Origin of the sequence: Rhodococcus sp. IEGM 1372 (assembly GCF_030056835.1) — a bacterium.
Taxonomy (GTDB): domain Bacteria; phylum Actinomycetota; class Actinomycetes; order Mycobacteriales; family Mycobacteriaceae; genus Rhodococcoides.
Window position 1 is genome coordinate 1 of sequence record NZ_JASHKS010000018.1, and the last position, 22,452, is coordinate 22,452.

At 63.6% G+C, this 22,452-nt stretch carries 22 protein-coding genes and 1 riboswitch; of the genes, 13 read left to right on the top strand and 9 right to left on the bottom strand.

Translation table 11 applies throughout. The features are described 5' to 3' along the window. Positions 1–774 precede the first annotated feature (774 nt). Entirely contained in the window at positions 775–1,059 is a 285-nt protein-coding gene (locus QM590_RS15455; protein WP_269595592.1) for a GNAT family N-acetyltransferase, read from the bottom strand. 187 nt (positions 1,060–1,246) lie between these two features. Between QM590_RS15455 and QM590_RS15460 the strand changes: the two genes are divergently transcribed. Both QM590_RS15460 and QM590_RS15465 read left to right on the top strand, forming a co-directional pair. After that, on the top strand, positions 1,247–2,017 hold the full coding sequence (locus QM590_RS15460) for a hypothetical protein (RefSeq protein ID WP_269595593.1): 771 nt from the start codon (positions 1,247–1,249) through the stop codon (positions 2,015–2,017). Positions 2,018–2,247: 230 nt separating this feature from the next. Next, the gene (locus QM590_RS15465; protein ID WP_068048442.1) at positions 2,248–2,568 is read left to right on the top strand and encodes a homoserine dehydrogenase; all 321 of its coding nucleotides are present in this window, start codon (positions 2,248–2,250) and stop codon (positions 2,566–2,568) included. 15 nt (positions 2,569–2,583) lie between these two features. On the opposite strand, the gene QM590_RS15470 is transcribed toward QM590_RS15465, so the two are convergent. Next, a complete protein-coding gene (locus QM590_RS15470; RefSeq protein WP_269595594.1) occupies positions 2,584–2,946 on the bottom strand; it encodes a helix-turn-helix domain-containing protein in 363 nt (120 codons plus the stop codon). Positions 2,947–3,019: 73 nt separating this feature from the next. Here QM590_RS15470 and QM590_RS15475 point away from each other — a divergent pair, with 73 nt between their 5' ends. Next, on the top strand, positions 3,020–3,676 hold the full coding sequence (locus QM590_RS15475) for an FMN-dependent NADH-azoreductase (protein ID WP_269595595.1): 657 nt from the start codon (positions 3,020–3,022) through the stop codon (positions 3,674–3,676). A 75-nt stretch (positions 3,677–3,751) separates the two neighbouring features. Here QM590_RS15475 and QM590_RS15480 read toward each other — a convergent pair whose 3' ends face one another. From QM590_RS15480 to QM590_RS15505, 6 genes are all read right to left on the bottom strand, one after another. After that, positions 3,752–4,486: an ABC transporter ATP-binding protein gene (locus QM590_RS15480; RefSeq protein ID WP_269595596.1), complete on the bottom strand. Its 735-nt coding sequence runs from the start codon at positions 4,484–4,486 to the stop codon at positions 3,752–3,754. Continuing rightward, a complete protein-coding gene (locus QM590_RS15485; protein WP_269595597.1) occupies positions 4,479–5,315 on the bottom strand; it encodes an ABC transporter permease in 837 nt (278 codons plus the stop codon). Before QM590_RS15485 ends, QM590_RS15480 begins: the two co-directional genes overlap by 8 nt. Then, positions 5,293–6,306 (bottom strand): ABC transporter substrate-binding protein, encoded by a 1,014-nt coding sequence (locus QM590_RS15490; RefSeq protein WP_269595598.1) that lies wholly within the window; start codon positions 6,304–6,306, stop codon positions 5,293–5,295. Before QM590_RS15490 ends, QM590_RS15485 begins: the two co-directional genes overlap by 23 nt. Next, positions 6,303–7,025 (bottom strand): TenA family protein, encoded by a 723-nt coding sequence (locus tag QM590_RS15495; protein WP_269595599.1) that lies wholly within the window; start codon positions 7,023–7,025, stop codon positions 6,303–6,305. Before QM590_RS15495 ends, QM590_RS15490 begins: the two co-directional genes overlap by 4 nt. Next, positions 7,019–7,118, bottom strand: a riboswitch (TPP riboswitch). Its footprint overlaps the gene before it by 7 nt. Before the next feature lie 63 nt (positions 7,119–7,181). Further along, positions 7,182–8,579 (bottom strand): sugar porter family MFS transporter, encoded by a 1,398-nt coding sequence (locus tag QM590_RS15500; protein WP_269595600.1) that lies wholly within the window; start codon positions 8,577–8,579, stop codon positions 7,182–7,184. Continuing rightward, positions 8,576–9,346 carry a hypothetical protein gene (locus tag QM590_RS15505; RefSeq protein WP_269595601.1) on the bottom strand — a complete coding sequence of 257 codons (771 nt, stop codon included), beginning with the start codon at positions 9,344–9,346 and terminating at the stop codon, positions 8,576–8,578. Before QM590_RS15505 ends, QM590_RS15500 begins: the two co-directional genes overlap by 4 nt. A 98-nt stretch (positions 9,347–9,444) precedes the next feature. Between QM590_RS15505 and QM590_RS15510 the strand changes: the two genes are divergently transcribed. The 10 genes from QM590_RS15510 (at position 9,445) to QM590_RS15555 (ending at position 21,052) form a co-directional block, all read left to right on the top strand. Next, positions 9,445–11,022 (top strand): carboxylesterase/lipase family protein, encoded by a 1,578-nt coding sequence (locus tag QM590_RS15510; protein WP_269595602.1) that lies wholly within the window; start codon positions 9,445–9,447, stop codon positions 11,020–11,022. 208 nt (positions 11,023–11,230) lie between these two features. Further along, positions 11,231–12,745: an ATP-dependent DNA ligase gene (locus QM590_RS15515; RefSeq protein WP_269595603.1), complete on the top strand. Its 1,515-nt coding sequence runs from the start codon at positions 11,231–11,233 to the stop codon at positions 12,743–12,745. Between the two features lie 104 nt (positions 12,746–12,849). Then, entirely contained in the window at positions 12,850–13,689 is an 840-nt protein-coding gene (locus tag QM590_RS15520; RefSeq protein ID WP_197477958.1) for a nitrilase-related carbon-nitrogen hydrolase, read from the top strand. After that, positions 13,689–15,110, top strand: a complete 1,422-nt coding sequence (hydA, locus tag QM590_RS15525) for a dihydropyrimidinase (protein WP_269595604.1) — start codon at positions 13,689–13,691, stop codon at positions 15,108–15,110. The genes QM590_RS15520 and hydA overlap by 1 nt, the downstream gene beginning before the upstream one ends. Before the next feature lie 3 nt (positions 15,111–15,113). Beyond that, complete coding sequence (locus QM590_RS15530) at positions 15,114–16,145, top strand: TIGR03842 family LLM class F420-dependent oxidoreductase (RefSeq protein WP_094615603.1); 1,032 nt, start codon at positions 15,114–15,116, stop codon at positions 16,143–16,145. After that, a complete protein-coding gene (locus QM590_RS15535; protein WP_149408065.1) occupies positions 16,142–17,077 on the top strand; it encodes an ABC transporter permease in 936 nt (311 codons plus the stop codon). The genes QM590_RS15530 and QM590_RS15535 overlap by 4 nt, the downstream gene beginning before the upstream one ends. Next, on the top strand, positions 17,074–17,853 hold the full coding sequence (locus QM590_RS15540) for an ABC transporter ATP-binding protein (RefSeq protein ID WP_269595607.1): 780 nt from the start codon (positions 17,074–17,076) through the stop codon (positions 17,851–17,853). The genes QM590_RS15535 and QM590_RS15540 overlap by 4 nt, the downstream gene beginning before the upstream one ends. Further along, complete coding sequence (locus QM590_RS15545) at positions 17,850–18,608, top strand: ABC transporter permease (RefSeq protein WP_269595608.1); 759 nt, start codon at positions 17,850–17,852, stop codon at positions 18,606–18,608. Before QM590_RS15540 ends, QM590_RS15545 begins: the two co-directional genes overlap by 4 nt. Then, complete coding sequence (locus tag QM590_RS15550) at positions 18,605–19,741, top strand: ABC transporter substrate-binding protein (RefSeq protein WP_269595609.1); 1,137 nt, start codon at positions 18,605–18,607, stop codon at positions 19,739–19,741. The genes QM590_RS15545 and QM590_RS15550 overlap by 4 nt, the downstream gene beginning before the upstream one ends. Continuing rightward, positions 19,742–21,052, top strand: coding sequence for an aspartate aminotransferase family protein (locus QM590_RS15555; RefSeq protein WP_269595610.1), 1,311 nt, complete (start codon positions 19,742–19,744; stop codon positions 21,050–21,052). It begins immediately after the preceding gene. On the opposite strand, the gene QM590_RS15560 is transcribed toward QM590_RS15555, so the two are convergent. Continuing rightward, positions 21,053–22,435: an FAD-binding oxidoreductase gene (locus tag QM590_RS15560; protein ID WP_269595611.1), complete on the bottom strand. Its 1,383-nt coding sequence runs from the start codon at positions 22,433–22,435 to the stop codon at positions 21,053–21,055. It lies immediately after the preceding gene. Positions 22,436–22,452: the final 17 nt, after the last annotated feature.

Below are 22,452 nucleotides of genomic sequence, written 5' to 3' on the forward strand. Positions count from 1 at the left end.
GCTGAGCTCGGCGTGTCGAACCAAGGACCGGATCAACCGTTATTCAGACAGTCCCAAGAGCGAGGCCAGAGCCAGGTGCCGGCGCGCGGTTGCGGGCTCGCAATCATCACCTCGACTCAGGGGACGGACACTACGTACGAGTGTTGCCGGGCAGCGTCAGGGGGCGGTTCGAGGCGTCGTCACTGTGTGGGTCTCGCGGCATCGCAGAGAGAGCAAAGTCGACGCGAATCACCCGCGCGCCAGGAGGATTGGTGGACAACAACCCCTTCGTCGTCACCCGCTGAATTTAATCGGTGGAGTTCGTCGCTGCAGCCGTGCATGATCGTGGCACAGGCACATCGCAGAGACCGTGGAGGTGGACAATGGCAGCAGACGCGAATTCCGTGGGCCGTCGATTCGTCTATACGCGGCTTGCCATGGTTGCCGATCATGCTCTCTGAGTGAGCCTTCGGCAGAATCGGTCGGTTCATGCCGACGACATGCAGCAATCGATCCAATACTTCGCCGCACAGCAATGCTCTGTGCTCGGCGTCCACTCTTGTTGTAGGAGAACAGATGTACCACTACGAACAGATCCTGAACGAACATCGACAACGCGTCGCGCGGGGTGCGCAGAACTACGAACGGCGTCGGGTCGCGGCGGGGAGAGCTGCCGAAGCAACTGTTGCAGAGGACATTTCATGTGACGGTGAGGCTGCGGAGGACATGGCTTCGAAGGACTGCGAATCGGAATCCGAGATCAGCTTCGAGGTGATGTCGTCCCGTCGCTGACGGTCAGATGACGGTCAGATGTGAATAGCGATCGCCCGCGGCTGCGATGAAGTCGCGAACGAACCAGCACGTAGGGACAACGCGCAGACCCTGCGTGCTGGTGTCGTCGAGCGCGTATTCGGTGAGGGCGGCGGCAAGTCCTCGGCCGCGAAACTGCGGAAGCGTCACGGTGTGATGAAACGTTCGCGATCCGTCCGATTCGAGGTACTCCGAGTAGCCTGCCAGCTCGGAATCGACATGGATCTCGAACCTGTGGTCAACAGTGTCGTGGGTGATCTTGACCGGCATGGTGGTACCTCCTGGCCGAGTTTCGGTGCCACCACGGTAACCGGCACTCCTCCGCTGGGGCGTTCTGCGGTTACTCGAGCAGGCATCGACGCAGTAGGGTGAGGGAAACCGAGTCGTGCCAGCGCCACCCGTCGCAACACCGCTCTTCATAAGTACGGGTCGCTCTCGAGGCTGAAGGTGGCAATCCGTGGAAGACACATCCGACCGGGGAATCAAGGCATTCATTCGAACCGTCGCTCAGCGCGGTGGACGTGCGGAGCGGCTGACAACGTCGCGTCGAAATCCCGTGCAGGTCTGGTCGATGGACGGCACGTCGTCGTGCATAGTTCGAGTTCGATCGAAGGTGACGGGTGATTGGAAGGCCCGCAGGCAGGACGAATCGCTCGAGAGTGACGACACCGGGTCCTCGTACTGGGTGTTCGTCGATCTCGCGAACGAAGAGCCGCGTTTCTACATGGTGTCGTCGGAAGAGATGGCCACCGACATTCGCGGAGAGGTCGACCTCTGGGTCCAGGATTCGCCGCTGCGCACGAGGACCGGGCATCACGCAATCGCGGTGGACCGAGTGCTGCACGGCAGCGAGCGTTGGGACCTGCTTGGTCTGAGCTCGACGCTGGACACGACGATCGATGTCGGCCCCGAACAGACGTGGGTACGTACTCCCCGGGTGAAAACACCTCGTAAGTCGGCCAAGGCGGCCTTGGAAGAAGAAGTGATCGACAATCGAGTACGCGTGGTCGCCGATTGCGAGGGCTATCGGCTGAGCGGACGCTACGATCCCGAAACGCAGCGACTCGAGATCACCGCAGGACCGATGGAAGGCCGACGGTTCGACAATCCTTCCGTCGCTGCCAGTGCGGTAGCAACACATATCAGTGGTGACGTCGAAGAGCGGGACGGCTGGCAGTTCTGGCAACTGGACACTCCGGACCGTGCTCCGCTGGGATCGTTTCAGTAGAGAACCACAGCTCGGGACTGTGTAGTTGTGACTCCTCATCAAATCGCCTTTTCCGGTCAAAACCGGAGAAAGGTCCGATTAATCTGGCCCTGGTAGGACGAGCTCCCTGTTTTAGCCCCTGGGTCGAATCGATGTTCGAGAGTTCGTCCGATCATCGAAATTCGGGTACCAGCGAGCTCAACGGTCGACAGTGCGAGGGGTGCTGTCGACCGTGGGGAGAGGTCTTCACCATGGAACATTCCTTCCGGACGGGCTCCGCCCATGCGTCCCGCTTCCTGTTCCTGATCGCCCAGTTCGTCGATCGCAGGATCCCAGCCGAGTTCTTCTCGGCTCAGTTCCGCGAGCTGCAGAACACCCAATCCACGTATCTCGATGCCGACGTCTCTTCGGTCATCGGAATGCTGTCGGTCGACGTCGGCGCGTACCTGGGCGACGTCGAGGTCCGAGGGGTGGACTACATAGACTCCGAACAGCTCTGGCTGGCCGCCGGACAGGCGTTCCGTGATCTCATGACGGTCCAGTCCGAGCACTTCGAGCGCGAGGCCGGGTGACGGCAACCGTCATCGTCACCGGAATCGATCACGATGCCGCAGAAGGTCTTCGAGCCGAAATCGCCTGTGCGTGCCGCGCATTTCGATCGGTAGATCGCCCGCATCGGCCAACCGTCTGACATAGGTGTCCGAAACACCGAGCACCTCGGCAGCGTGCGAGGTGGTCAGCAACTCGTCGACGGTACCGACGGCCACCGCCCGGCCGGTCGCGAGCTGGGTGAGAAGTTCCAACACCGCGCTGCGTGTCGCGTCGTCGAGTCGGACCTCCGAACCGCCGATTCTGATGTCGACGTCTGCTCCACTGCGCTCGTGAACGACCGCCGCCAGCGAGGTGGCCGATCGCGAATCGAGGGCAGGCATGACGAATCGGAAGTCCATTCGTCCAGGATAGGAGCGAGCGAACGCGGCGGTACGCATAGGCTCGAAGCACCCATCATGTGAGGAGCGTTCAGTGCCGCAGTTGTTGCACCTCGATTCGTCCGCCGATCCGGTCCGCTCGACAAGCCGTCGGGTCACGGCCCGCTTTTCGGACGCCTGGCATGGGATCGGCACGGACCACTCGGTGATCCATCGAGACCTGCACACGAGTCCGCTGCCGCACCTTCCCACCTCCGCGCTGCATTGGGCACCTCATCTGCGAACCGCAGACGAAACCGTGGAGCCTGCAGCCGAGGCGCTTCAGGTCGAACTGATCGAGGAATTGATCTCTGCGGACGTAGTGCTGATCGGTGCGCCGATGTACAACTGGTCGATTCCGTCGACCCTGAAAGCCTGGATCGACTACGTACACGTTCCGGGCATCACCGTGCCGTTCGACAGTGACACCGCACCCCTCGTCGGCAAGCCCGTCGTCGTGGTGACCAGCCGGGGAAACGACTACACCCCCGGTACGGACAACGCGTCCGCCGATCACACCACCGCGCAACTGCGTCAGGTGCTCGGAGTTGCGCTGGGAATGGAGGTTCACTTCGTTCCGGTCGACTTGACGCTCGCTGAGCGGGTGCCGGCACTCGCGCCGCAGATTCCCAAGGCGCAAGCCAATCTCGAGGCGGCGTTCTCCGCCGTCGACGATCTCGCGCTGCGATTGGGTGGGACAACTGCCAGGTGAGGGCCCAGTAGCCTGGCGAAGTCCGCCCGAACGGCCAGACAACGACACCACCCGAGGTCGGCGTCGTTATGTCGGTCAGAGCGTCGACGCGCTGAGCAGAACGTCCATCAGCTGCTTCTCGACCGCTGCGAACTGCGGCGTCGTGACGATCTCGAGCCCGCGTGGGCGGGGTAGCGTCACCTCGACCTGGCGTCGAACGTGGGCGGGTCTGGGGGAGAGGACGACCACGCGATCGGAGAGGTAGACCGCTTCACGGATGTCGTGCGTGATCATCAGTACCGTCCATCGAAACTCCGACCAGACCTGCTGCAACCAGGCCTGCATGTCGCTTCGCGTCAACGAGTCCAGCGCCCCGAAGGGCTCATCGAGCAGCAGTACCGATCGACCCTGAACCACCGTGCGCAACAGCGCCGCACGCTGGCGCATACCGCCGGAGAGCTCGAACGGCCTGGCCGACTCGTACCCGTCCAGTCCGAACACCGGAAACAGCTCGCGTGCCCGCGCACGCGCCTCCTTCTTGGCGACGCCCTGCACTTCGAGACCGAGGGTGGTGTTGTCCAACACCGAACGCCACGGAAACAGCAGATCCTTCTGCGGCATGTAGGCGCACGGCGGTACGCGAACCGTGCCGGAATCGGGTCGGTCGAGCCCGGCGAGCATGTTGAACACAGTGCTCTTGCCCGAGCCACTGGGACCGATGATCGATACGAACTCACCAGGCCGAACACCGAACGAAATACCGTTGAGCACAAGCTTTTCGCCGAACGACTTCGTCAGGTCATGGACGTCGATGTAGGTGGGATCAGACATGAAGACCCGCCGAATCGTGACGCGCCCAAGGCGCGACGAACCGCTCCACCACAAAGGTGGAGACGAACAGGACCACACTGATCACGGCCGTCACGGCAACCGCGGCGAGAACCAGATCGGTACGAAACGAGTTCTTCTGTTGACTCATGTAGATGCCGAGCCCTGCACTGGCTCCGGCATATTCGGCAAAGATCGCGCCGACCACGGCGTAGGTGATTCCGATGCGAAGAGAGGTGAAGAACCGCGGAAGCGCCGACGGTAGCCGCACGTATCGAAACTGTTGCCAGCGCGATGCTCCCATGCTGGCCAGCAGCGATCGTGCGTCTCGATCGGCCGCCGCGAAACCCTCGATGAGCCCGATGGCCATCGGGAAGAACGTGGCCAGTGCGATCACCAGGATCTTCGGAAGCAGCCCGAAGCCGAACCAGATGATCAGCAGCGGCGCGATCGCGATGATCGGGAGCGTCTGCGATACGACGAAGAGGGGAACGAACGCGCGCCGCAGCCACGGCGAGAAATCCACCGCGATGGCCAGCAACCACGCCAGGGCGAGGGAGACCGCGAAGCCGACGAGGGTCACCTGCAGGGTCGCCGCCGCGTTCTCGGCGATCGCGTCGCGCTGCGCCCAACCCTGGACCACCACGCGCCTGGGGGACGGCAGCACCTGCGGCCGGATGCCGCTGATCTCGACATAGATCTGCCAGGCGGCGATGAGTAGGACGACGACGGTCAGCGCGGGCCACGCCCACCGCAGCGAGGCTCGGATACCGCTGAACGAGTAGGAACCTCGGTCACCGGCTACCGACTCATCGATCGCCGAGGTAGTCATTGGTGAAGTACGTCGACCAGTCCGGCTCCGCAGTCAGAGGCGCGCCGTTCTGATCGGCCAGCACACCGCTGTCGTAGAGGAATTTCGAGTAGGCGGCCCACTTGTCGAGGCTCTGTCGTCCCACCTCGCCGTTGGAGTCCTTCATGTACTTCGCGGCGAGCATCTCCTGGCTCTCGAAGACGAGCGATTCGTCGGTGAAGGTTCCCGGGTTGGCGTCGATCAGATCCTGTGCGGCCTTGTCCGGATCGTCGGCAGCGAGCTGGTAGCCGCGCTGCAGTGCCTGCACGAACTTCCTCGCCTCGTCCGGGTGGGCGTCGAGCCACGGTTCGTTGCCGCTGATCGTGATGGCGTAGGCGTCGGGAAATCCGTAGTCGGTGTAGTCGAAGTACTTCATCGGAGTTCCGCTGTGCTCGGCCTCGATGCCTTCCCACGCGAAGTAGGAGACGGTGAAGTCTGCGGTACCGGAGTAGACCGCCTCGTACGCCGATGTGCCCAGTACCACCGTCTCGTATTCGCCTGTGCCGCCGTCGTTCTTGATGACCTGTTGCAGGCCGGCCTGTTCGCCGGACTCACCGAAGCCGGCATAGACCTTGCCGTCTAGTGCTTTCGGGCTCGGGATGTCGTCTCTGTCTGCACGAACTCCGATACCGGTCGCCCAGTGTTGGAGCGGCGCGAGGACCGAGACGGTCTGCGCGCCTGCGGAGGTGGCGAAGACGCCCGAACTCTGTGTGCTGATTCCGAACTCGGCGTTTCCGGCATCGACGAGAGTATCTGCCGCGGTGTTGTTGTACGGGAGGATTTCCACGTCCAGGCCTGCGTCTGCGAAATAGCCCTCTTGCAGGGCCACGTACAGGCCGGTGTGGTTGGTGTTCGGCGTCCAGTCGAGGGCGAACCGAATGGTGTTCGAGTCCGTCGAGTCCGAGCACCCCGCCAGGCCGGTCGTGGCAACGACGGCCGCCGCCAACGCGGCGAGAATTCGAGTGCTTCTCATGCGTACACCGCACTCTCGGCCAGGGGCCATGGGGTGGGATGTAAAGCGCTGTCCCAGAACATCAATTCGTATCTCGATGCCACGACGAAGGCGTCGATCATCTGTTCGCGCTGCGTCGGCGTCGCGGCCGCTGCGGCGTCATCGACGAAGGCTCTGGCGGCGTCGACGATGGCATGGAATTCCGGCGCATCGTACGCGGCAACCCACTGCGCGTACGGATGCTCGGGATCTCGATCGAGAACAGCCTTCGCTGCACTGGCGAGTGAGCGACCGACGTCGGCGTAGATCCAGAAGCACGGCAGAATAGCTGCTGCCGCAACAGGATACGGTTCGGTCGCCGCCGTCGCGGTCAGGTAGGACGTGTAGCCCAGGCATGCCGGTGAGGGCTCGGGCGTCCGGGGCGACGGGGGCAGTGCTCCACCGTTCAGCATCGCTTCGTGCGATGCGGCTTCGTCCATCGCACTCGCGGCGGCGCTTGCCCAGAACGCGCCGACGGCCGGGTTCGGTGCGTGCGCTGCCAGCAGTGACAGCGATTTGACGTATCCGCCCAGATAGAGCGAGTCCTGTTCGAGGTACCGACGGAACGCATCGAGCGGAAGCGTCCCCGCCCCGAGGAGCCGAAGAAATTCGAGGTCGTCGATCGCCCGTCGAATGTTCTCGGACGCATCCCACAGTAGATCGGTGAAGCGGACCGGGTCCGCAGATACAACAGGCGTCATCGCCTTGACATCCCTTCGTCAGCATTACCTGCATCAGGTTCGGCGGGTTTGATCTCAGCATCCGCATCGGCGGACACACCCCGTGTCAGAACGACAGTGACAGTAACACCGGTCACTCGATGGTGCTGCTGTTGCCCCTGTATCTGCGGTCCGGCATCACCCCAGCATGTCTTCTAGCTCCACACCCTTGGTCTCCCGGATCTTGGCCTTGACGAAGAAGAACGAGAGCGCGGCGAACAACGCGAACCCTGCGTAGATCACCCACAGACCCACAGACGACGTCAGCGGCGGGAAAGCAAGCGTGACAGCGAAGTTGGCCATCCAGTTGGCTGCGGTACCGATGCCGAGTGCCATGGCGCGCATGCGGTTGGGGAACATCTCACCGAGCATGACCCACATGATCGGACCCCAGGTCGAGGCGAAGAAGATGACGAACAGATTGGCCCCGACCAAGGCGATCGCACCCCACGGAGCGGGCAAGGTGACGTTGTCGCCGCTGCCGGTCGCTTGCGAGAACGCCACCGACGCCATGACCAGTCCGCCGAACATGCCGATCGAGCCGGCCATCAGCAGTTTGCGCCTACCGATACGGTCGACGAACAGGATCGCCACGAACGTCATGACGACGTTGATCACCGCGGTGATGACGGAGGTGGTGAACGACTGATCCTCGGTGAAACCGACCGAACGCCACAGAGTCGTCGAGTAGTAGAAGATCGCATTGATGCCGACCAGCTGCTGCAGCACAGCCATGGCGATGCCCACCCAGACGATGGGTTGCAGGCCGAACTTCGGACCGCGAATGTCGGCGAACGACGAACGCGACTCCTTGCGCAGCGTCAGCCTGATCTCGTGGATGCGCTCGTCCGGGTGCAGTTCCCCGGTGATCTCGGCGAGGACTCGGGCTGCTTCCTCGTCGAGATGCTGACCGACGAGGTAACGCGGAGACTCCGGGATCAGGGTGGCCAGCAACCCGTACACGAGAGCGGGAACCACGCCGACCAGGAACATCCAGCGCCATGCCTCGATGCCGAACCACAGGTCGTTGGACGCGCCGTCGGCTGCGCCGGCGAGAAGGGCGTCGGACAGTAGAGCGGCGAAAATGCCGATGGTGATGGCCAATTGCTGGAGCGAGGCCAAGGAGCCGCGCCATTTGGCCGGAGCGATCTCGGCGATGTAGGCCGGGGCGATCACCGAGGCGATGCCGATTCCGAGGCCACCGAGTACGCGCCAGAGCATGAGGTCGGGGACGCTGAAGGCCAATCCCGAACCGATCGAGGAAATGACGAACAGGGCCGAGCCCAGCAGCATGACTTTCTTGCGTCCCCAGCGGTCTGCGAGGCTGCCGGCGAACCAGGCACCCACTGCGCACCCGATGAGCGCGATCGCGACCACGAAGCCTGTGGTGAACGAACCGAGGAGGAAGTGATCTTCGATCGAGTCGACAGCGCCGTTGATGACCGAGCTGTCGAAGCCGAACAGGAATCCGCCCACAGCAGCGGCGATGCTGACGCCGATGACCTTCGCTGTGTGGCGGTCCGAGGTCTGATTCATGAGTGATGCACCTTCCGGCCGCGCGCACAGGCGTCGGCCGCTGGGGAGACCGTACGGCAGGGATTGTCGTACCGTCCCCGGACATTACGCCTGGTTGTTTGCCGCGCGAACGAGACCGTCAACGAAGGTCGAAATCGTCGTCCGAGACGGTGAAACCGTGGCCTACCTGATCGGTGCACGTGACCCCGGGTCTGCTCGTCGACGCTGCACTGGAGGCCGTTGGTGGAGCCACTTCCGGGGATTGTGAGCACTTCGCCGTACGGCAAGGCCGTCGCAGGGCCGTCGAAACGATGGAACTTGGGATCACCCAAGCTCTCGAACTTCGCCGCAGACCCGGCAATCAGCTGCACAGCGTTGGGTTTCACCGCCGTTCCCGACGCCCCGCTGCCGGGAACCTCGGGTGCCGAGTCAGGCAGTGACCCGTGGCATCCGGCGATCGAGGACTCGAGCACGGCGATACCGCACTCGAATTTTCCGCTCGGGCTCGTGAAGTAGTACCAGCCGGGTGCTTTGCCCGCGTAGTCCTGCGGTTTTGCCTGGGCTGCAACAGGACTCGTCGGTGCCGCCGTGGTGGACGTCGGCGTGGTCGTCGTTGGGGTGGACGGTGATGCCGGCGCGGCGGAGGTGACGGAGGGAGCCGTGGTGATCGGGGTGGGGCGGTCGGTGATCACGGTCGCCATCGGACCGTTGCCTTCCCCGCTCGAGCCGCAGCCTCCGAGCAGGCACGCCCCGACGATTGCCACTGCGGCACATCCGATTGTCTTCATCGTCGGTTCCTTCGCTCGCGGGCGTCGACGCTGTGCGTATCGTCGCCGAGGGGATGGTTGATGTTGGTACGTTGGGCAACGACCGAAGGGGAGGTTCCATGGACACCGCGTCTGACTCCGCTGCGTCCGATTCCACCGTGCTCGTGAGCACGCCCTACGGCGACGTTCTCGGCTATCCGGTCGCTGCCGATGCGTCGCCGATCGTGGCCTGGAGGGGTATTCCCTACGCGACGCCTCCGGTGGGCAAGCTCCGGTTCCGTGCGCCGCGTCCGTTGCAGCCCTGGTCGGGGGTGCTCGACGGCCTCGAGTTCGGTGCGATGGCTCCGCAGGGTCGCGACAGTCCGGTGCCGATCGATCCGTCGCTGTCGATTTCCGAGGACTGTCTCACGCTCAACATCTGGGCTCCCCGTCCCGGCGCGGAACTGCGGCCGGTGCTGGTCTGGATCCACGGCGGTGCGTACTCGCTCGGATCGTCCGCCCAGCGGGTCTACGACGGGAGGAACCTCAGCGAGAACGGCGACGTGGTGGTGGTGACCATCAATTTCCGGCTGGGCCCGTTCGGGTTCCTCGACCTTTCCTCGTTCTCCACCGACGAGCACACGTTCGAGACCAATTTGGGGCTGCGAGATCAGATTGCCGCACTGCAGTGGGTCCGCGAGTGCATCTCTGCGTTCGGCGGCGATCCCGATCAGGTGACGGTGTTCGGTGAATCCTCCGGGGGAGCGTCGGTCACCACGTTGATGACTTCTCCCAAGGCCGAGGGGCTGTTCCAGCGCGCGATCGTGCAGAGCGCGCCTGCGACCTCGGTGTACGGCCCCGACCGCGGAGCCGCGGTGGCGTCGAGATTCCTCGAATTGGTGGGCGTCGACCGGAAAGACATCGGCGAATTGTTCGACATGCATTTCACAAGGCTGGTCACCGCCGGCGACACGCTCTGTTACGAGATCCCAACGACAGTTCCTGGGACACTTGGTCTTTCGCCGGTCGTCGACGGCGATATCGTTCCGCGTTATCCCGTGGCTGCCTTCCAGAAGGGGCTCTCGCACAAGATACCGTTGATCATCGGCACCAACCACGACGAGCCCTCGATCTTCCGATTCATGAAGTCTCCGTTGATGCCGATCACCTCGGACACCGTCTCCGAGATGTTCCGCGCCATCGCGCACGACCACGCGGATCTGCCGGCCTATCGTGTCGCCGAAATCATGGCGGCGTATCCGGACAGGGACAAACCCGCTGGCGCACAAGCCATTTCGCGGGACGCAGGATTTCTCATGCCCAGTCTGTGGATCGCCGACGCGCACAGCAGGCATTCGCCGACATGGATGTACCGATTCGATCATGCGACGCCGATGCTCAAGGCCGCACGGGTGGGAGCGGGACATGCGACCGAGCTGCCGTACGTCTTCGGCAATTTCGGAACGCTCAACCGAGACCCCACCTTCTGGCTCGGTGGCCGAAAGCCCGCAATGGCGGTGTCCGCGCGGATGCAGAGACGCTGGCTCGCTTTCGCGCGGTACGGTGTCCCCGCCGCGCTCGATGCGTCCAAGCATTGGGCTCCGTACACCGAGAAGACGCGCTGGACGCTGGTGATCGATGCATCCGACACTCTCGTCGACGACCCCGACGGCGACATGCGCGCGGCGTGGGGCGACCGCGTTCTCGGGTTCAGCTGACACGTCGTCGATGCAACGGAGTCGTTCCACAGGCTCCACTCCTGCGCATTCTGTCGCACGGACGTGGCTGACATGAATCGAACGTAACAGCAAGAACAGTGGTCGCTCGAGTCACACCGGTAACAATTGGATGTCAGCGCGCGGGACTGGAGCCTGCGGAATGACCTGATCAGGCGGGTCTGTCGGTGGGGGCGGTTATGTTCGATGTGTGTTGATGTCGAGGATCGTCGAAACGTCCCGTGCAGTGTCGGCGACGCGTTCGCGCAAGATCAAGATCGGGCAGATCGCTGCCCTGCTCGCCGAGGCCGAGACCGACGACATCGAGCCCGCTGTGTCGTGGCTGTCGGGAGAATTGCCGCAGGGGCGGATAGGAGTCGGCTGGCGCACCCTGGCCGATCTCGACGTGGCGGCCGCTGCCGATTCGACGCTGACGGTTGCCGAGGTGGACGAGGCGGTATCATCGGTCGCGGCGACGTCGGGAGCCGGTTCTGCTGCGCGGCGGGTAGCGATACTGACCGACCTGTTCTCCCGCAGCACAGCCGAGGAGCGTAGGTTTCTGATCCGGCTCGTCACCGGCGAGCTGCGTCAGGGCGCGCTCGAAGGAATCATGGTCGACGCTGTTGCCGCGGCCACGAACCTGCCGCAGGCACCGGTGCGTCGCGCATTCATGCTCTCGGGTCGTTTGACTGCGACGGCCATTGCCGCCATCAGCGGTGGCGTCGACGCGTTGGATGCATTCCGGCTCGAGGTCGGTCGCCCGGTCCGGCCGATGCTTGCCTCACCCGCAGAGTCTCTACACGCTGCCTGGGAACAGTTGTCCGGCGACCTCACCGTGGAATACAAGCTCGACGGTGCGCGAATTCAGGTGCACCGCTCCGGAACCGACGTGAGCATCTTCACGCGAACCCTGCGCGACATCACTGCAAGTGTGCCCGAGCTGGTGGAACTGGTTCTCGAGCTGCCGTGTGATTCGGTGGTCCTGGACGGGGAGACCCTCGCGCTCGAAGACAGCGGACGGCCGAGACCGTTCCAGGAAACGATGAGTCGATTCGGTGCCGAGAGTGCACACGAGCTGCTGCTGCAGCCCTACTTCTTCGACTGCCTGCACCTCGACGGCGTTGACCTGCTCGATGCCCCGCTGGAGCAGCGCCTGGCCGCACTGGACCGGGTAGCGCCAGGGCACCGAATTCCCAGTGCCGTTCGGCCCGATGCGGACGCAGCAGCGGCCCACTTCGACGCTGCACTCGACGCCGGGCACGAAGGGGTCATGCTCAAAGCGCTCGGTGCGCCGTACGCCGCGGGCCGCCGCGGAAAGAGCTGGCAGAAGGTCAAACCCGAACACACGCTCGACCTCGTCGTCCTCGGAGCCGAGTGGGGATACGGGCGCCGCACCGGCTACCTGTCCAATCTGCATCTCGGAGCTCGCGATCCCGACGGCGGTGAGCCGATCATGGTCGGTAAGACCTTCAAAGGCCTGACCGACGTTCTGTTGCAGTGGCAGACCGAGGAATTCCCGAAACACGAGCGCGAACGCGACGAGCACACGGTGTACCTGCGTCCCGAACTGATCGTCGAAATCGAACTCGACGGTGTGCAGGTCAGCCCGCGCTACCCGGGCGGCGTGGCCCTGCGATTCGCGCGAGTACTGCGGTATCGCCCCGACAAGGACCTCGCCACCGCGGACTCCATCGACGCCGTGCGGGCACTCCTTCCACACTCGTGAAAACAGTCCCGACGATTAATACATACGAAACCGGCCGAACGACCCCGTAACACGGCGCAAAATATTCTCGAGGGTGCAAGCCAGCGAGAGATGGAGTGCCAATGATGTCCACAGTTCGAGCTGCTCTGGTCCAAAGCAAGTGGACCGGTGACAAAGAATCGATGATCGCGGCACACGAGGGGTTTGCTCGGTCCGCCGCCGAGCAGGGCGCGAAAGTCGTCTGTTTCCAAGAACTTTTCTACGGTCCGTACTTCTGCCAATTGCAGGACGCGAAATTCTACGAATATGCCGAATCGGTACCTGGGCCTACCGTCGACCGTTTCGCCGCGTTGGCCAAAGAACTCGGCATCGTGATGATTCTGCCCGTGTACGAGCAGGAACAGCCCGGACTTCTGTACAACACCGCTGCCGTGGTGGACGCCGACGGCACCTATCTCGGCAAGTATCGAAAACACCACATCCCCCACGTGAACGGATTCTGGGAGAAGTTCTACTTTCGCCCCGGCAATCTGGGGTGGCCGGTGTTCGACACCGCGGTCGGGCGTATCGGTGTCTACATCTGCTACGACAGGCATTTTCCGGAAGGTTGGCGGGCGCTCGGTCTTGCCGGTGCCGAAATCGTCTTCAATCCGTCGGCCACCTCGCGAGGATTGTCGAACTATCTGTGGAAGCTCGAACAGCCCGCGTCGGCCGTCGCCAACGAGTACTACGTGGGCGCGATCAATCGAGTCGGAATCGAATCCGAATACGGTGACGACGACTTCTACGGGACCAGCTATTTCGTGGACCCCGAGGGCAAATTCGTCGGCGAAGTGGCGTCGGATACGGAACCCGAAATAATCGTGCGTGACCTCGACATGGACCTGCTCAAGGTGGTACGCGACCGGTGGGCCTTCTATCGTGACCGCAGGCCCGACGCATACGGACCGCTGGTGCAACCCTGATGGCCACCACCTTCGTGCACGGCGGAACCGTGGTATCCACCACCGGCGCACAGAAATTGGATGTGCTCATCGACGGTGAGAGCATCGTCGCCGTGCTGGCACCAGGATCGGTCTCCCTGGCCGCGGACCTGAAGACTTCGGCGGACGTCGTCGTCGACGCGACCGGCAAATACGTCATTCCCGGTGGGGTCGACGGACACACGCACATGGAGATGCCGTTCGGCGGTACGTTCGCCTCCGACACCTTCGAAACCGGAACGCGCGCAGCCGCTTGGGGTGGCACGACGACGATCGTGGACTTCGCAATTCAGACACCCGGTCAGCGTGTCCAGGACACTCTCGCGCAATGGCACGACAAGGCCGCGGGGCAATGCGCCGTCGATTACGGCTTCCATCAGATCATCGGCGATGTCACCGACGATTCGCTGAAAGCCATGAGCGAGTTGGTATCCGAGGGCGTCACCAGTTTCAAGCTGTTCATGGCCTATCCGGGCGTGTTCTACTCCGACGACGGCAAGATCCTGCGCGCGATGCAGTCCGCCGCCGAAACGGGTGCACTGCTGATGATGCACGCGGAGAACGGCATCGCGATCGATGTACTCGTCGCTCAATCGATCGCGCGTGGAGACACGGCCCCGTACTTCCACGGCACGTCGCGGCCGTGGCAGCTCGAAGAGGAGGCGACGCATCGAGCCATCATGTTGGCCGACGTCACCGGTGCACCGCTCTACGTCGTGCACGTCTCGGCCAAGCAGGCTCTGGAACAGATCGCGCAGGCCCGGGGTAACGGGCAGAACGTGTTTGCCGAGACATGTCCGCAGTACCTCTATCTCTCGCTCGAGGAACAACTCGGTGCACTGGGCTTCGAAGGTGCCAAGTGGGTCTGCTCGACGCCACTGCGGTCGCGAGCCGAGGGGCATCAGGACGAGTTGTGGCGGTACCTGCGCACCGGTGACGTATCGACCGTCAGTACCGATCACTGCCCGTTCTGTATGAAGGACCAGAAGGAGATGGGTATCGGCGATTTCTCCAAGATTCCCAACGGGATCGGTTCGGTGGAACACCGCATCGATCTGATGTTCCAGGGCGTCAAGAGCGGCAAGATCACGCTGGAGAAATGGGTCGACGTCTGCTGCACCACTCCGGCCAGGATGTTCGGGATGTATCCGAGGAAAGGCGTCATCACCCCGGGTGCCGACGCTGACATCGTGATCTACGACCCGAACGGACACACCAGCATCGGCGTCGACAAGACCCACCACATGAACATGGACTACTCGGCATACGAAGGTTTCGAGATCGACGGTCACGTCGATACCGTGATCTCGCGAGGCCGGATCATCGTCGACGGTGGATCCTATTCCGGCACTGCGGGACACGGCCGATTCGTCCTACGCGACCTGTCTCAGAATCTGATCTGAGCCATGGACATCGGGGTAGTGCTCCAGTGCAATCCGCCTGCGTCCCGTGTGGTCGACCTGGCCAGACAGGCCGAGACACATGGTTTCTCGCACGTGTGGACATTCGATTCGCACCTGCTGTGGCAGGAACCGTACGTCATCTACAGCCAAATTCTGGCCGCGACGAGACGGGTGACCGTCGGCCCGATGGTCACCAATCCCGCCACCCGTGACTGGACGGTGACGGCATCGACGTTCGCGACGCTCAACGACATGTTCGGCAATCGGACTGTCTGTGGCATCGGCCGCGGTGATTCGGCGGTCCGTGCCCTCGGCGGCAAGCCGACAACCCTTGCAACGCTGCGGGAATCGATAGAGGTGATCCGAAGCCTGGCCAACGGGCGCAGCGCCCGCGTCGGTGAGACGACGGTGCAGTTCCCGTGGGCGGAGCGGTCCCGGCTCGAGGTATGGGTTGCGGCGTACGGACCCAAAGCCCTCGAGCTCACCGGGCAGGTGGCGGACGGGTTCATACTGCAGCTCGCCGATCCCGATATCGCGGCTTGGACGATCGGCCGGGTCCGCGCTGCGGCCGAGCAGGCGGGTCGCGACCCGGATTCGATCTCGATCTGCGTTGCAGCTCCCGCCTACGTGACCGACGGTACCGACGCAGGGCTCGAACACGCCCGAGATCAGTGTCGTTGGTTCGGCGGGATGGTCGGCAACCACGTCGCCGATATCGTCTCGCGATACGGCGGCGATGGCGGTGGTGTTCCGCAGGCTCTCACCGACTACATCGCAGCGCGCAAAGGGTACGACTACAACGAGCACGGTCGAGCAGGAAACTCGCACGCAGAATTCGTTCCGAACGAGGTGATCGACAGGTTCTGCCTACTGGGCACCCCGGCCGATCACATCGCCAAGCTGAAAGAGCTGGAAACTCTCGGCGTCGACCAGTTCTCGGTGTACCTGCAGCACGACGCCAAGGCCGCGACACTCGAGGCCTACGGAGAGAGCATCATTCCGCAGATCCGCCCGAGCGTGACGGCAACGTCGTGACGAGTCTGCTCGATCAGGCTGCGGTGGTGGCACCCACTTCCGCCGGTGCGAATCGAGGAGTGCGGCGTCCGGTGATGGCAATGGTGGCCGTCGGCTCGTTGCTGGCGGTCTGGGAGCTGGTGAAAGTGCTCGTCCCCGAGAACGGGGTGAGTGTCGCCGGAGTGCGGGTGCTGCCGCGTACCGACGACGGTGCACTACCGCACGTGTGGTCGGTGTTGGCGGCGCTGACCGAGCCCGAGGTGAACGTCGCCGGCGCTCGCAGTGTCGGTGCCGCAATCGTGTCCAGTGGACTGTTCACGTTCGGGCTCGCCGTACTCGGGTTCGCGCTGGGGACGGTGGTCGGGCTGTTGCTGGCCGTGACGATGCAACGGTTCGTGTGGGTCGAGCGGTCCGTGTTGCCGTATGTGATCGTCTCGCAGACGGTTCCGCTGATCGCGTTGGCACCGCTCGTCGCGGGCTGGGGCGGGAAGATCGCCATCGGCGGTTACGCCTGGCAGCCGTGGATGAGCATCACCGTCATCGCGTCGTATCTCGCGTTCTTCCCGGTGGCGGTGGGAATGCTGCGCGGCCTGCGTGCACCCGATCGGGCAGCACTCGATCTGATGCACAGTTACGCGGCCGGATGGTGGAGCACCCTCGTTCGACTTCGCCTGCCCGCCTCTGTGCCGCATCTGATTCCGGCGCTGCGTCTGGCTGCAGCCGCAGCCGTGATCGGTGCCGTGGTCGCCGAAATCTCCACCGGAACGACCGGCGGTATCGGTAGGCAGATCATCGTGTTCTCGCAGCAGGCAACTGGAGACGCGTCCCGCCTGTACGCCGCTGTTCTCGGCGCAGCGGTGCTCGGGTTGGTGGTGACCGCACTGGTATCGCTGCTCGATATCGCGCTCGGCCGTTATGCGGGCCGCTCGCCCGGTCGAAAGGATCGGTCATGACCGAGTATGCGGTACTCGTCGAGGGCGTGGGGAAGACGTTCGACGGGGGAGTGACTGCGCTGGAGGATGTATCGCTCGCGATCAACCCCGGTGAATTCGTCTCGCTGATCGGGCCTTCGGGGTGCGGTAAGTCGACGTTGCTCCGCATCGTGGCCGATCTCGAGCAACCGACGTCCGGTTCGGTATCGGTGTTCGGCCTGTCCGCTCGCCGAGCCCGTGTCGAACAGAAGTACGGCATCGCCTTTCAACAGGCAGGGCTGCTCGATTGGCGCACAGTGCAATCGAACGTCGCATTGCCGCTGGAACTGCACAAGGTTCCCAAACGTCAGCGGGCAGAACGGGTTCGCGAGTTGCTGAACCTCGTCGGACTCACCGATTTCGCAGAGAAATTTCCCAGCCAGCTGTCCGGTGGGATGCAGCAACGAGTGGCGATCGCGCGGGCGCTGGCTCGAACGCCGGGACTGTTGTTGATGGACGAACCGTTCGGGGCCCTGGACGAGATGACCCGCGAGAAGATGCAGAACGACCTACTCCGCATCGCCGAGGAGTCCAGCGCAGCAGTGGTGTTCGTGACCCACTCGATTCCCGAAGCGGTGTACCTGTCCGATCGGGTGGTTGTCATGTCCCCTCGGCCGGGACGGATCGTCGACACACTCACGATCGACAGTTTCGATGCGAACGGGGATCCACGCGAATCGGCGGAGTTCTTCGCGTCCATCACCGCGGTTCGTGACGCATTGCACGGCCGTACGGTTCGCAGTGCGGATCTGCGATGAAGCTCTGGCTGCCACCGGTGGTGTTCGGGGCGGCGGCGCTCGCACTGTGGCAGTTGCTCACGGTCGTCGCGGGGGTTCCGTCGTTCCTGCTGCCGTCGCCGAGCGCCATCGCCGAGCAATTCGTGCGCAACCTCGGCAACATCGGATCGGCAAGTCTGGCAACGGGAACCAATGCTCTCGTGGGGTTGATTGCAGGTTCGGTCCTGGGTCTCCTCGCAGCAATGGCCGCGGTTCGCCTGCGGATCGTCGACGAACTGCTCACCCCGTTGGCGGCGGGTGCCGCAGCCGTTCCCATCGTCGCTCTTGCGCCGGTGTTCAACTCGATGTTCTCCTCGACCACCGACCTACCGCGGCGACTCGTGGTGACCATCGTCGTGTTCTTCCCGGTATTCGTCAGCGCGGCAAAAGGATTGCGGCAGGTCTCGGCCGTGCACCACGACCTGATGGCATCGTATGCCGTCGGCGGTTGGCAGTTCACCCGCATCGTTCGCCTCCCATCCGCCGTTCCGCACATCTTCACCGGGTTGCGGGTTGCCGCTCCCAATGCTGTCATTGCTGCCATCATCTGCGAGTACTTCGGTGGACTGCAGAACGGTTTGGGGTCGCGGATCACCTCCGCCGCGGCGAACACGGCCTACCCCCGGGCGTGGGCCTACGTGATGGGTGCCATCGCAGTCGGTTTGCTCTTCTTCGTGGTTGTTCTGTTGCTCGAGAAACTCGTGTCCCGGCGTCGTCCCCAGGAAAGATGGATATGAACATCACTCGAACCCCCCGACCCCTTCTCGCCGTCGTCATGGCTCTGGCGGTGGTCGCCTCGGCCTGCAGCACCACCACGACCGACACCGACACCGCGGCCGACGGGAACACCACGATCAAGCTGCAACTGCAGTGGTTCAAACAGGGCCAGTTCGCGGGCTACCTCGCCGCCGTCGATCAGGGTTTCTATGCGGAACAGGGGCTGGACGTCGAAATCCTCGACGGTGGAACGGATATCGTTCCGCAAACCGTGCTCGCCCAGGGGCAGGCCGATTACGCCGTCGCGTGGGTACCCAAGGCGCTCGCATCCCGTGAGGCCGGAGCCGGCATCACCGACGTGGCCCAGATCTATCAGAAGTCGGGCACATTGCAGGTCTCGTTCAAGGATCAGAACATCGCCACACCGGCCGACCTCCAGGGCAAGACCGTCGGAAACTGGGGCTACGGCAACGAATTCGAGCTGTTCGCCGGTATGACCAAGGCCGGGGTCAGTCCCTCCGACGTGACGTTGGTGCAGCAGCAGTTCGACATGAACGGCCTTCTGTCCGGAGATATCGCCGCAGCCCAGGCGATGTCCTACAACGAGTACGCCCAGTTGCTCGAGACCGTGAACCCCGCAACCGGTGCGCTCTACACCGAGGACGATTTCACGTCGCTGAACTGGAACGACGACGGCGTCGCGATGCTGCAGGACGCGATCTGGGCCAATACCGACAAGCTCTCCGACGAGGCGTACCGGGAGCAGACCGTCAAATTCTTGGCGGCATCGTTGAAGGGCTGGATATTCTGCCGCGACAACGTCGAGACGTGCCGCGACATCACCGTCGCTGCGGGCTCGACACTCGGCGCGAGTCATCAGTTGTGGCAGGTCAACGAAGTCAACAAACTGATCTGGCCGTCCTCGGACGGGATCGGAATGATCGACGAGGCGGCCTGGCAGCAGACGGTCGACATCGCGAAGTCCACCCGGAATGCCGAGGGATCGACCGTGCTGACGGCCGACCCCGACGCCGAGGCGTACACCAACGAGTACGTCACCGAGGCTTTGGATTTGTTGAAGGCCGACGGTGTGGACGTGACCGGAGAGTCGTACGCTCCGATGGAGGTCACACTGGAGGAAGGCGGCAAGTAGATGGATCACGTGTTCTACTCCTGGTCGGCGCAGGCCGAACTGAATCCGATCACCGTCGAGGGTGCGGAGGGATCGTGGTTCTGGGACGACAAGGGCAAGCGATACCTGGACTTCTCGTCACAGTTGGTCAACGTCAACCTCGGACATCAACACCCTGACGTCGTCGCCGCCATCGTCGAACAGGCCCAGGTTCTGACGACCATCTCTCCGACCGTGGCCAACAACAAGCGCAGTGAACTCGCGGCGTTGATCGCCGAACGTGCGCCGGGTGATCTGAACCGAGTGTTCTTCACGACCGGTGGCGCAGAAGCCGTCGAGCACGCGGTGCGGCTGGCGCGACAGCACACCGGACGCACGAAGATGCTTGCGGCGTACCGCTCGTACCACGGTGGAACCGGAGTTGCGATCGGTCTCACCGGTGAGCCGAGGCGTTGGGGCACCGAACCCACCAACGTCGACGTCGTCCGGTTCTTCGGGCCGTATCCCTACCGGTCACCATGGGGGACAACGACTCCCGAGGACGAAACGGCCGCAGCACTGGCACACCTCGAACAGGTCATCGTGCTCGAGGGTGCGCAGAACATCGCCGGACTGATCCTCGAATCGGTCATCGGCACCAACGGTGTGCTGATCCCGCCGCCCGGATATCTGGCCGGCGTTCGGGCGCTGTGCGACAAGTACGGAATCGTCTACATCGCCGACGAAGTGATGGTCGGGTTCGGGCGAATCGGCGAATGGTTCGCATGCCAGGCCTGGGATGTGACACCGGATCTGATCACGTTCGCCAAGGGCGTCAACTCCGGGTACGTGCCTCTGGGCGGGGTGGTCATCTCGGAGAAGATCGCCTCGCAGTTCGATCACAAGCCCTATCCCGGCGGGTTGACCTATTCCGGTCACGTGCTCGGGTGCGCGGCCGGCGTGGCATCCATCGGAGTGTTCGAGCGCGACAAGATTCTTCCGCACGTGCGTCACGTCGGCGAGGACGTACTCGGGGCGGGCCTGTCGAAGCTGGCCGAATCTCATCCGAGCGTGGGCGAGGTGCGCGGCAAGGGATTCTTCTGGGCAGTCGAATTGGTCAAGGACGGCCGGACGAGGGAACCGTTGGTGCCGTTCGCCGCGTCGGGCAAGGACGCGGCGGTCATGGGCACGGTGACCGCAGCGGCGAAGTCCCGCGGTCTGTGGCCCTTCGTATCGGGCAATCGCCTCCAGATCGCGCCGCCGCTGACGACGTCCGAGGACGAGATTCGTCAGGGACTGGAAATCCTCGACGAGGTGTTGACGGTGGCGGACGGGTTCACCGTCGACGGGTGATCACAGCACCGCACCGGGGTTGAGGATGCCCGCTGGATCGAGGGCAGTCTTGATCCTGCGGGTGAGTTCCATGACGTCCTCACCGACCTGATCGGGCAGCCAGGCCTTCTTGAGGCGACCGACGCCGTGTTCGCCGGTGATGGTGCCGCCCAACGAAATCGCCAGATCCATGATCGCGCCGAAGGCGATGTTGGCGCGCCGTGTCATGTCGGCGTCCTCGGGGTCGAAGACGATCAAGGGGTGGGTGTTGCCGTCACCGGCGTGGGCGATGACCGCCACCAGCACATCGTATTTCGTGGACAGCTCGGCGATTCCGCCGACGAGGGCCGGAAGTGCGGGCAGTGGAACGCCGACGTCCTCGAGCAGCAGGCTGCCGAGTCGCTCGACCGCGGGAATGGCGAATCGCCGTGCGGCAGCGAAGGCCTCACCCTCGTCGGGGTCGTCGGTGGTGAAGACATCCGATGCGCCGGCCTCGGTGCACGCGGCCGCCATGATCTCGATCTCGCGACCTCGGTCGGCGCCGGGGGAGTCGGACCGAGCAATGAGCATCGCTGCCGCCTCGCGATCGAGTCCCATGTTCATGGCATCTTCGACGGCACCGATGGACGCGCGGTCCATGAACTCGAGCATCGACGGCCGCAGGTTCCGGGTGATGGCCAGAATTGCGGCGGTCGCGTCGTGCACCGACGCGAACGACGCGACCACCGTACTGGCGGGAGGTTGCGCCGGGATCAGTCGAAGAGTGATCTCGGTGATGATGCCCAGCGTGCCCTCGGAGCCGACGAACAGCTTCGCAAGGGACAGGCCCGCAACATCTTTCAGGCGTGGCCCACCCAGTCGGACGGCGGTACCGTCGGCCAGGACGACCTCGAGACCGAGAACGTAATCGGTGGTGACGCCGTACTTCACACAGCACAGGCCGCCCGCATTGGTGGCCGCATTGCCTCCGATGGAGCACATCTCGAACGAGGACGGGTCCGGTGGGTACCAGAGGCCGTGTTCTGCGACGGCCTTCTTGACCTCGACGTTGAGCAGCCCGGGTTGTACAACGGCGATGCGGGTCACCGGGTCGACGGCGATCTCACGCATCAACTCGGTGGTGAGCACGATTCCGCCGTCCACGGCGGTGGCACCACCGGACAGGCCCGACCCGGCGCCGCGTGGGACGACCGCCACGTTGTGCTCGGTGGCCCACCGCATGACGGCACGAACGTCCTCGGTGGATTGTGCGCGCACGACGGCCAGTGGGGTGCCGGCGTCGGGATCCTTCGCCCAGTCGCGTCGGTAGCCCTCGGTGATGTCCGGGTCGGTGACCACCGCGCCGGGTGACAGCAGGGATTCGAGCTCGCTCAGGCGGGCATCTGTATCGGTCGTCACCGACATCTCGGTCTCCTCACATC

Coding starts and splice junctions, on each gene's coding strand:
- QM590_RS15505 (WP_269595601.1), bottom strand. CDS start 9,346: ATGAAGACAATCGGATGTGCCGCAGTGGCAATCGTCGGGGCGTGCCTG.
- QM590_RS15545 (WP_269595608.1), top strand. CDS start 17,850: ATGAAGCTCTGGCTGCCACCGGTGGTGTTCGGGGCGGCGGCGCTCGCA.
- QM590_RS15455 (WP_269595592.1), bottom strand. CDS start 1,059: ATGCCGGTCAAGATCACCCACGACACTGTTGACCACAGGTTCGAGATC.
- QM590_RS15465 (WP_068048442.1), top strand. CDS start 2,248: ATGGAACATTCCTTCCGGACGGGCTCCGCCCATGCGTCCCGCTTCCTG.
- QM590_RS15480 (WP_269595596.1), bottom strand. CDS start 4,486: ATGTCTGATCCCACCTACATCGACGTCCATGACCTGACGAAGTCGTTC.
- QM590_RS15500 (WP_269595600.1), bottom strand. CDS start 8,579: ATGAATCAGACCTCGGACCGCCACACAGCGAAGGTCATCGGCGTCAGC.
- QM590_RS15550 (WP_269595609.1), top strand. CDS start 18,605: ATGAACATCACTCGAACCCCCCGACCCCTTCTCGCCGTCGTCATGGCT.
- QM590_RS15540 (WP_269595607.1), top strand. CDS start 17,074: ATGACCGAGTATGCGGTACTCGTCGAGGGCGTGGGGAAGACGTTCGAC.
- QM590_RS15485 (WP_269595597.1), bottom strand. CDS start 5,315: ATGACTACCTCGGCGATCGATGAGTCGGTAGCCGGTGACCGAGGTTCC.
- QM590_RS15560 (WP_269595611.1), bottom strand. CDS start 22,435: ATGTCGGTGACGACCGATACAGATGCCCGCCTGAGCGAGCTCGAATCC.
- QM590_RS15520 (WP_197477958.1), top strand. CDS start 12,850: ATGTCCACAGTTCGAGCTGCTCTGGTCCAAAGCAAGTGGACCGGTGAC.
- QM590_RS15530 (WP_094615603.1), top strand. CDS start 15,114: ATGGACATCGGGGTAGTGCTCCAGTGCAATCCGCCTGCGTCCCGTGTG.
- QM590_RS15555 (WP_269595610.1), top strand. CDS start 19,742: ATGGATCACGTGTTCTACTCCTGGTCGGCGCAGGCCGAACTGAATCCG.
- QM590_RS15510 (WP_269595602.1), top strand. CDS start 9,445: ATGGACACCGCGTCTGACTCCGCTGCGTCCGATTCCACCGTGCTCGTG.
- hydA (WP_269595604.1), top strand. CDS start 13,689: ATGGCCACCACCTTCGTGCACGGCGGAACCGTGGTATCCACCACCGGC.
- QM590_RS15490 (WP_269595598.1), bottom strand. CDS start 6,306: ATGAGAAGCACTCGAATTCTCGCCGCGTTGGCGGCGGCCGTCGTTGCC.
- QM590_RS15495 (WP_269595599.1), bottom strand. CDS start 7,025: ATGACGCCTGTTGTATCTGCGGACCCGGTCCGCTTCACCGATCTACTG.
- QM590_RS15470 (WP_269595594.1), bottom strand. CDS start 2,946: ATGGACTTCCGATTCGTCATGCCTGCCCTCGATTCGCGATCGGCCACC.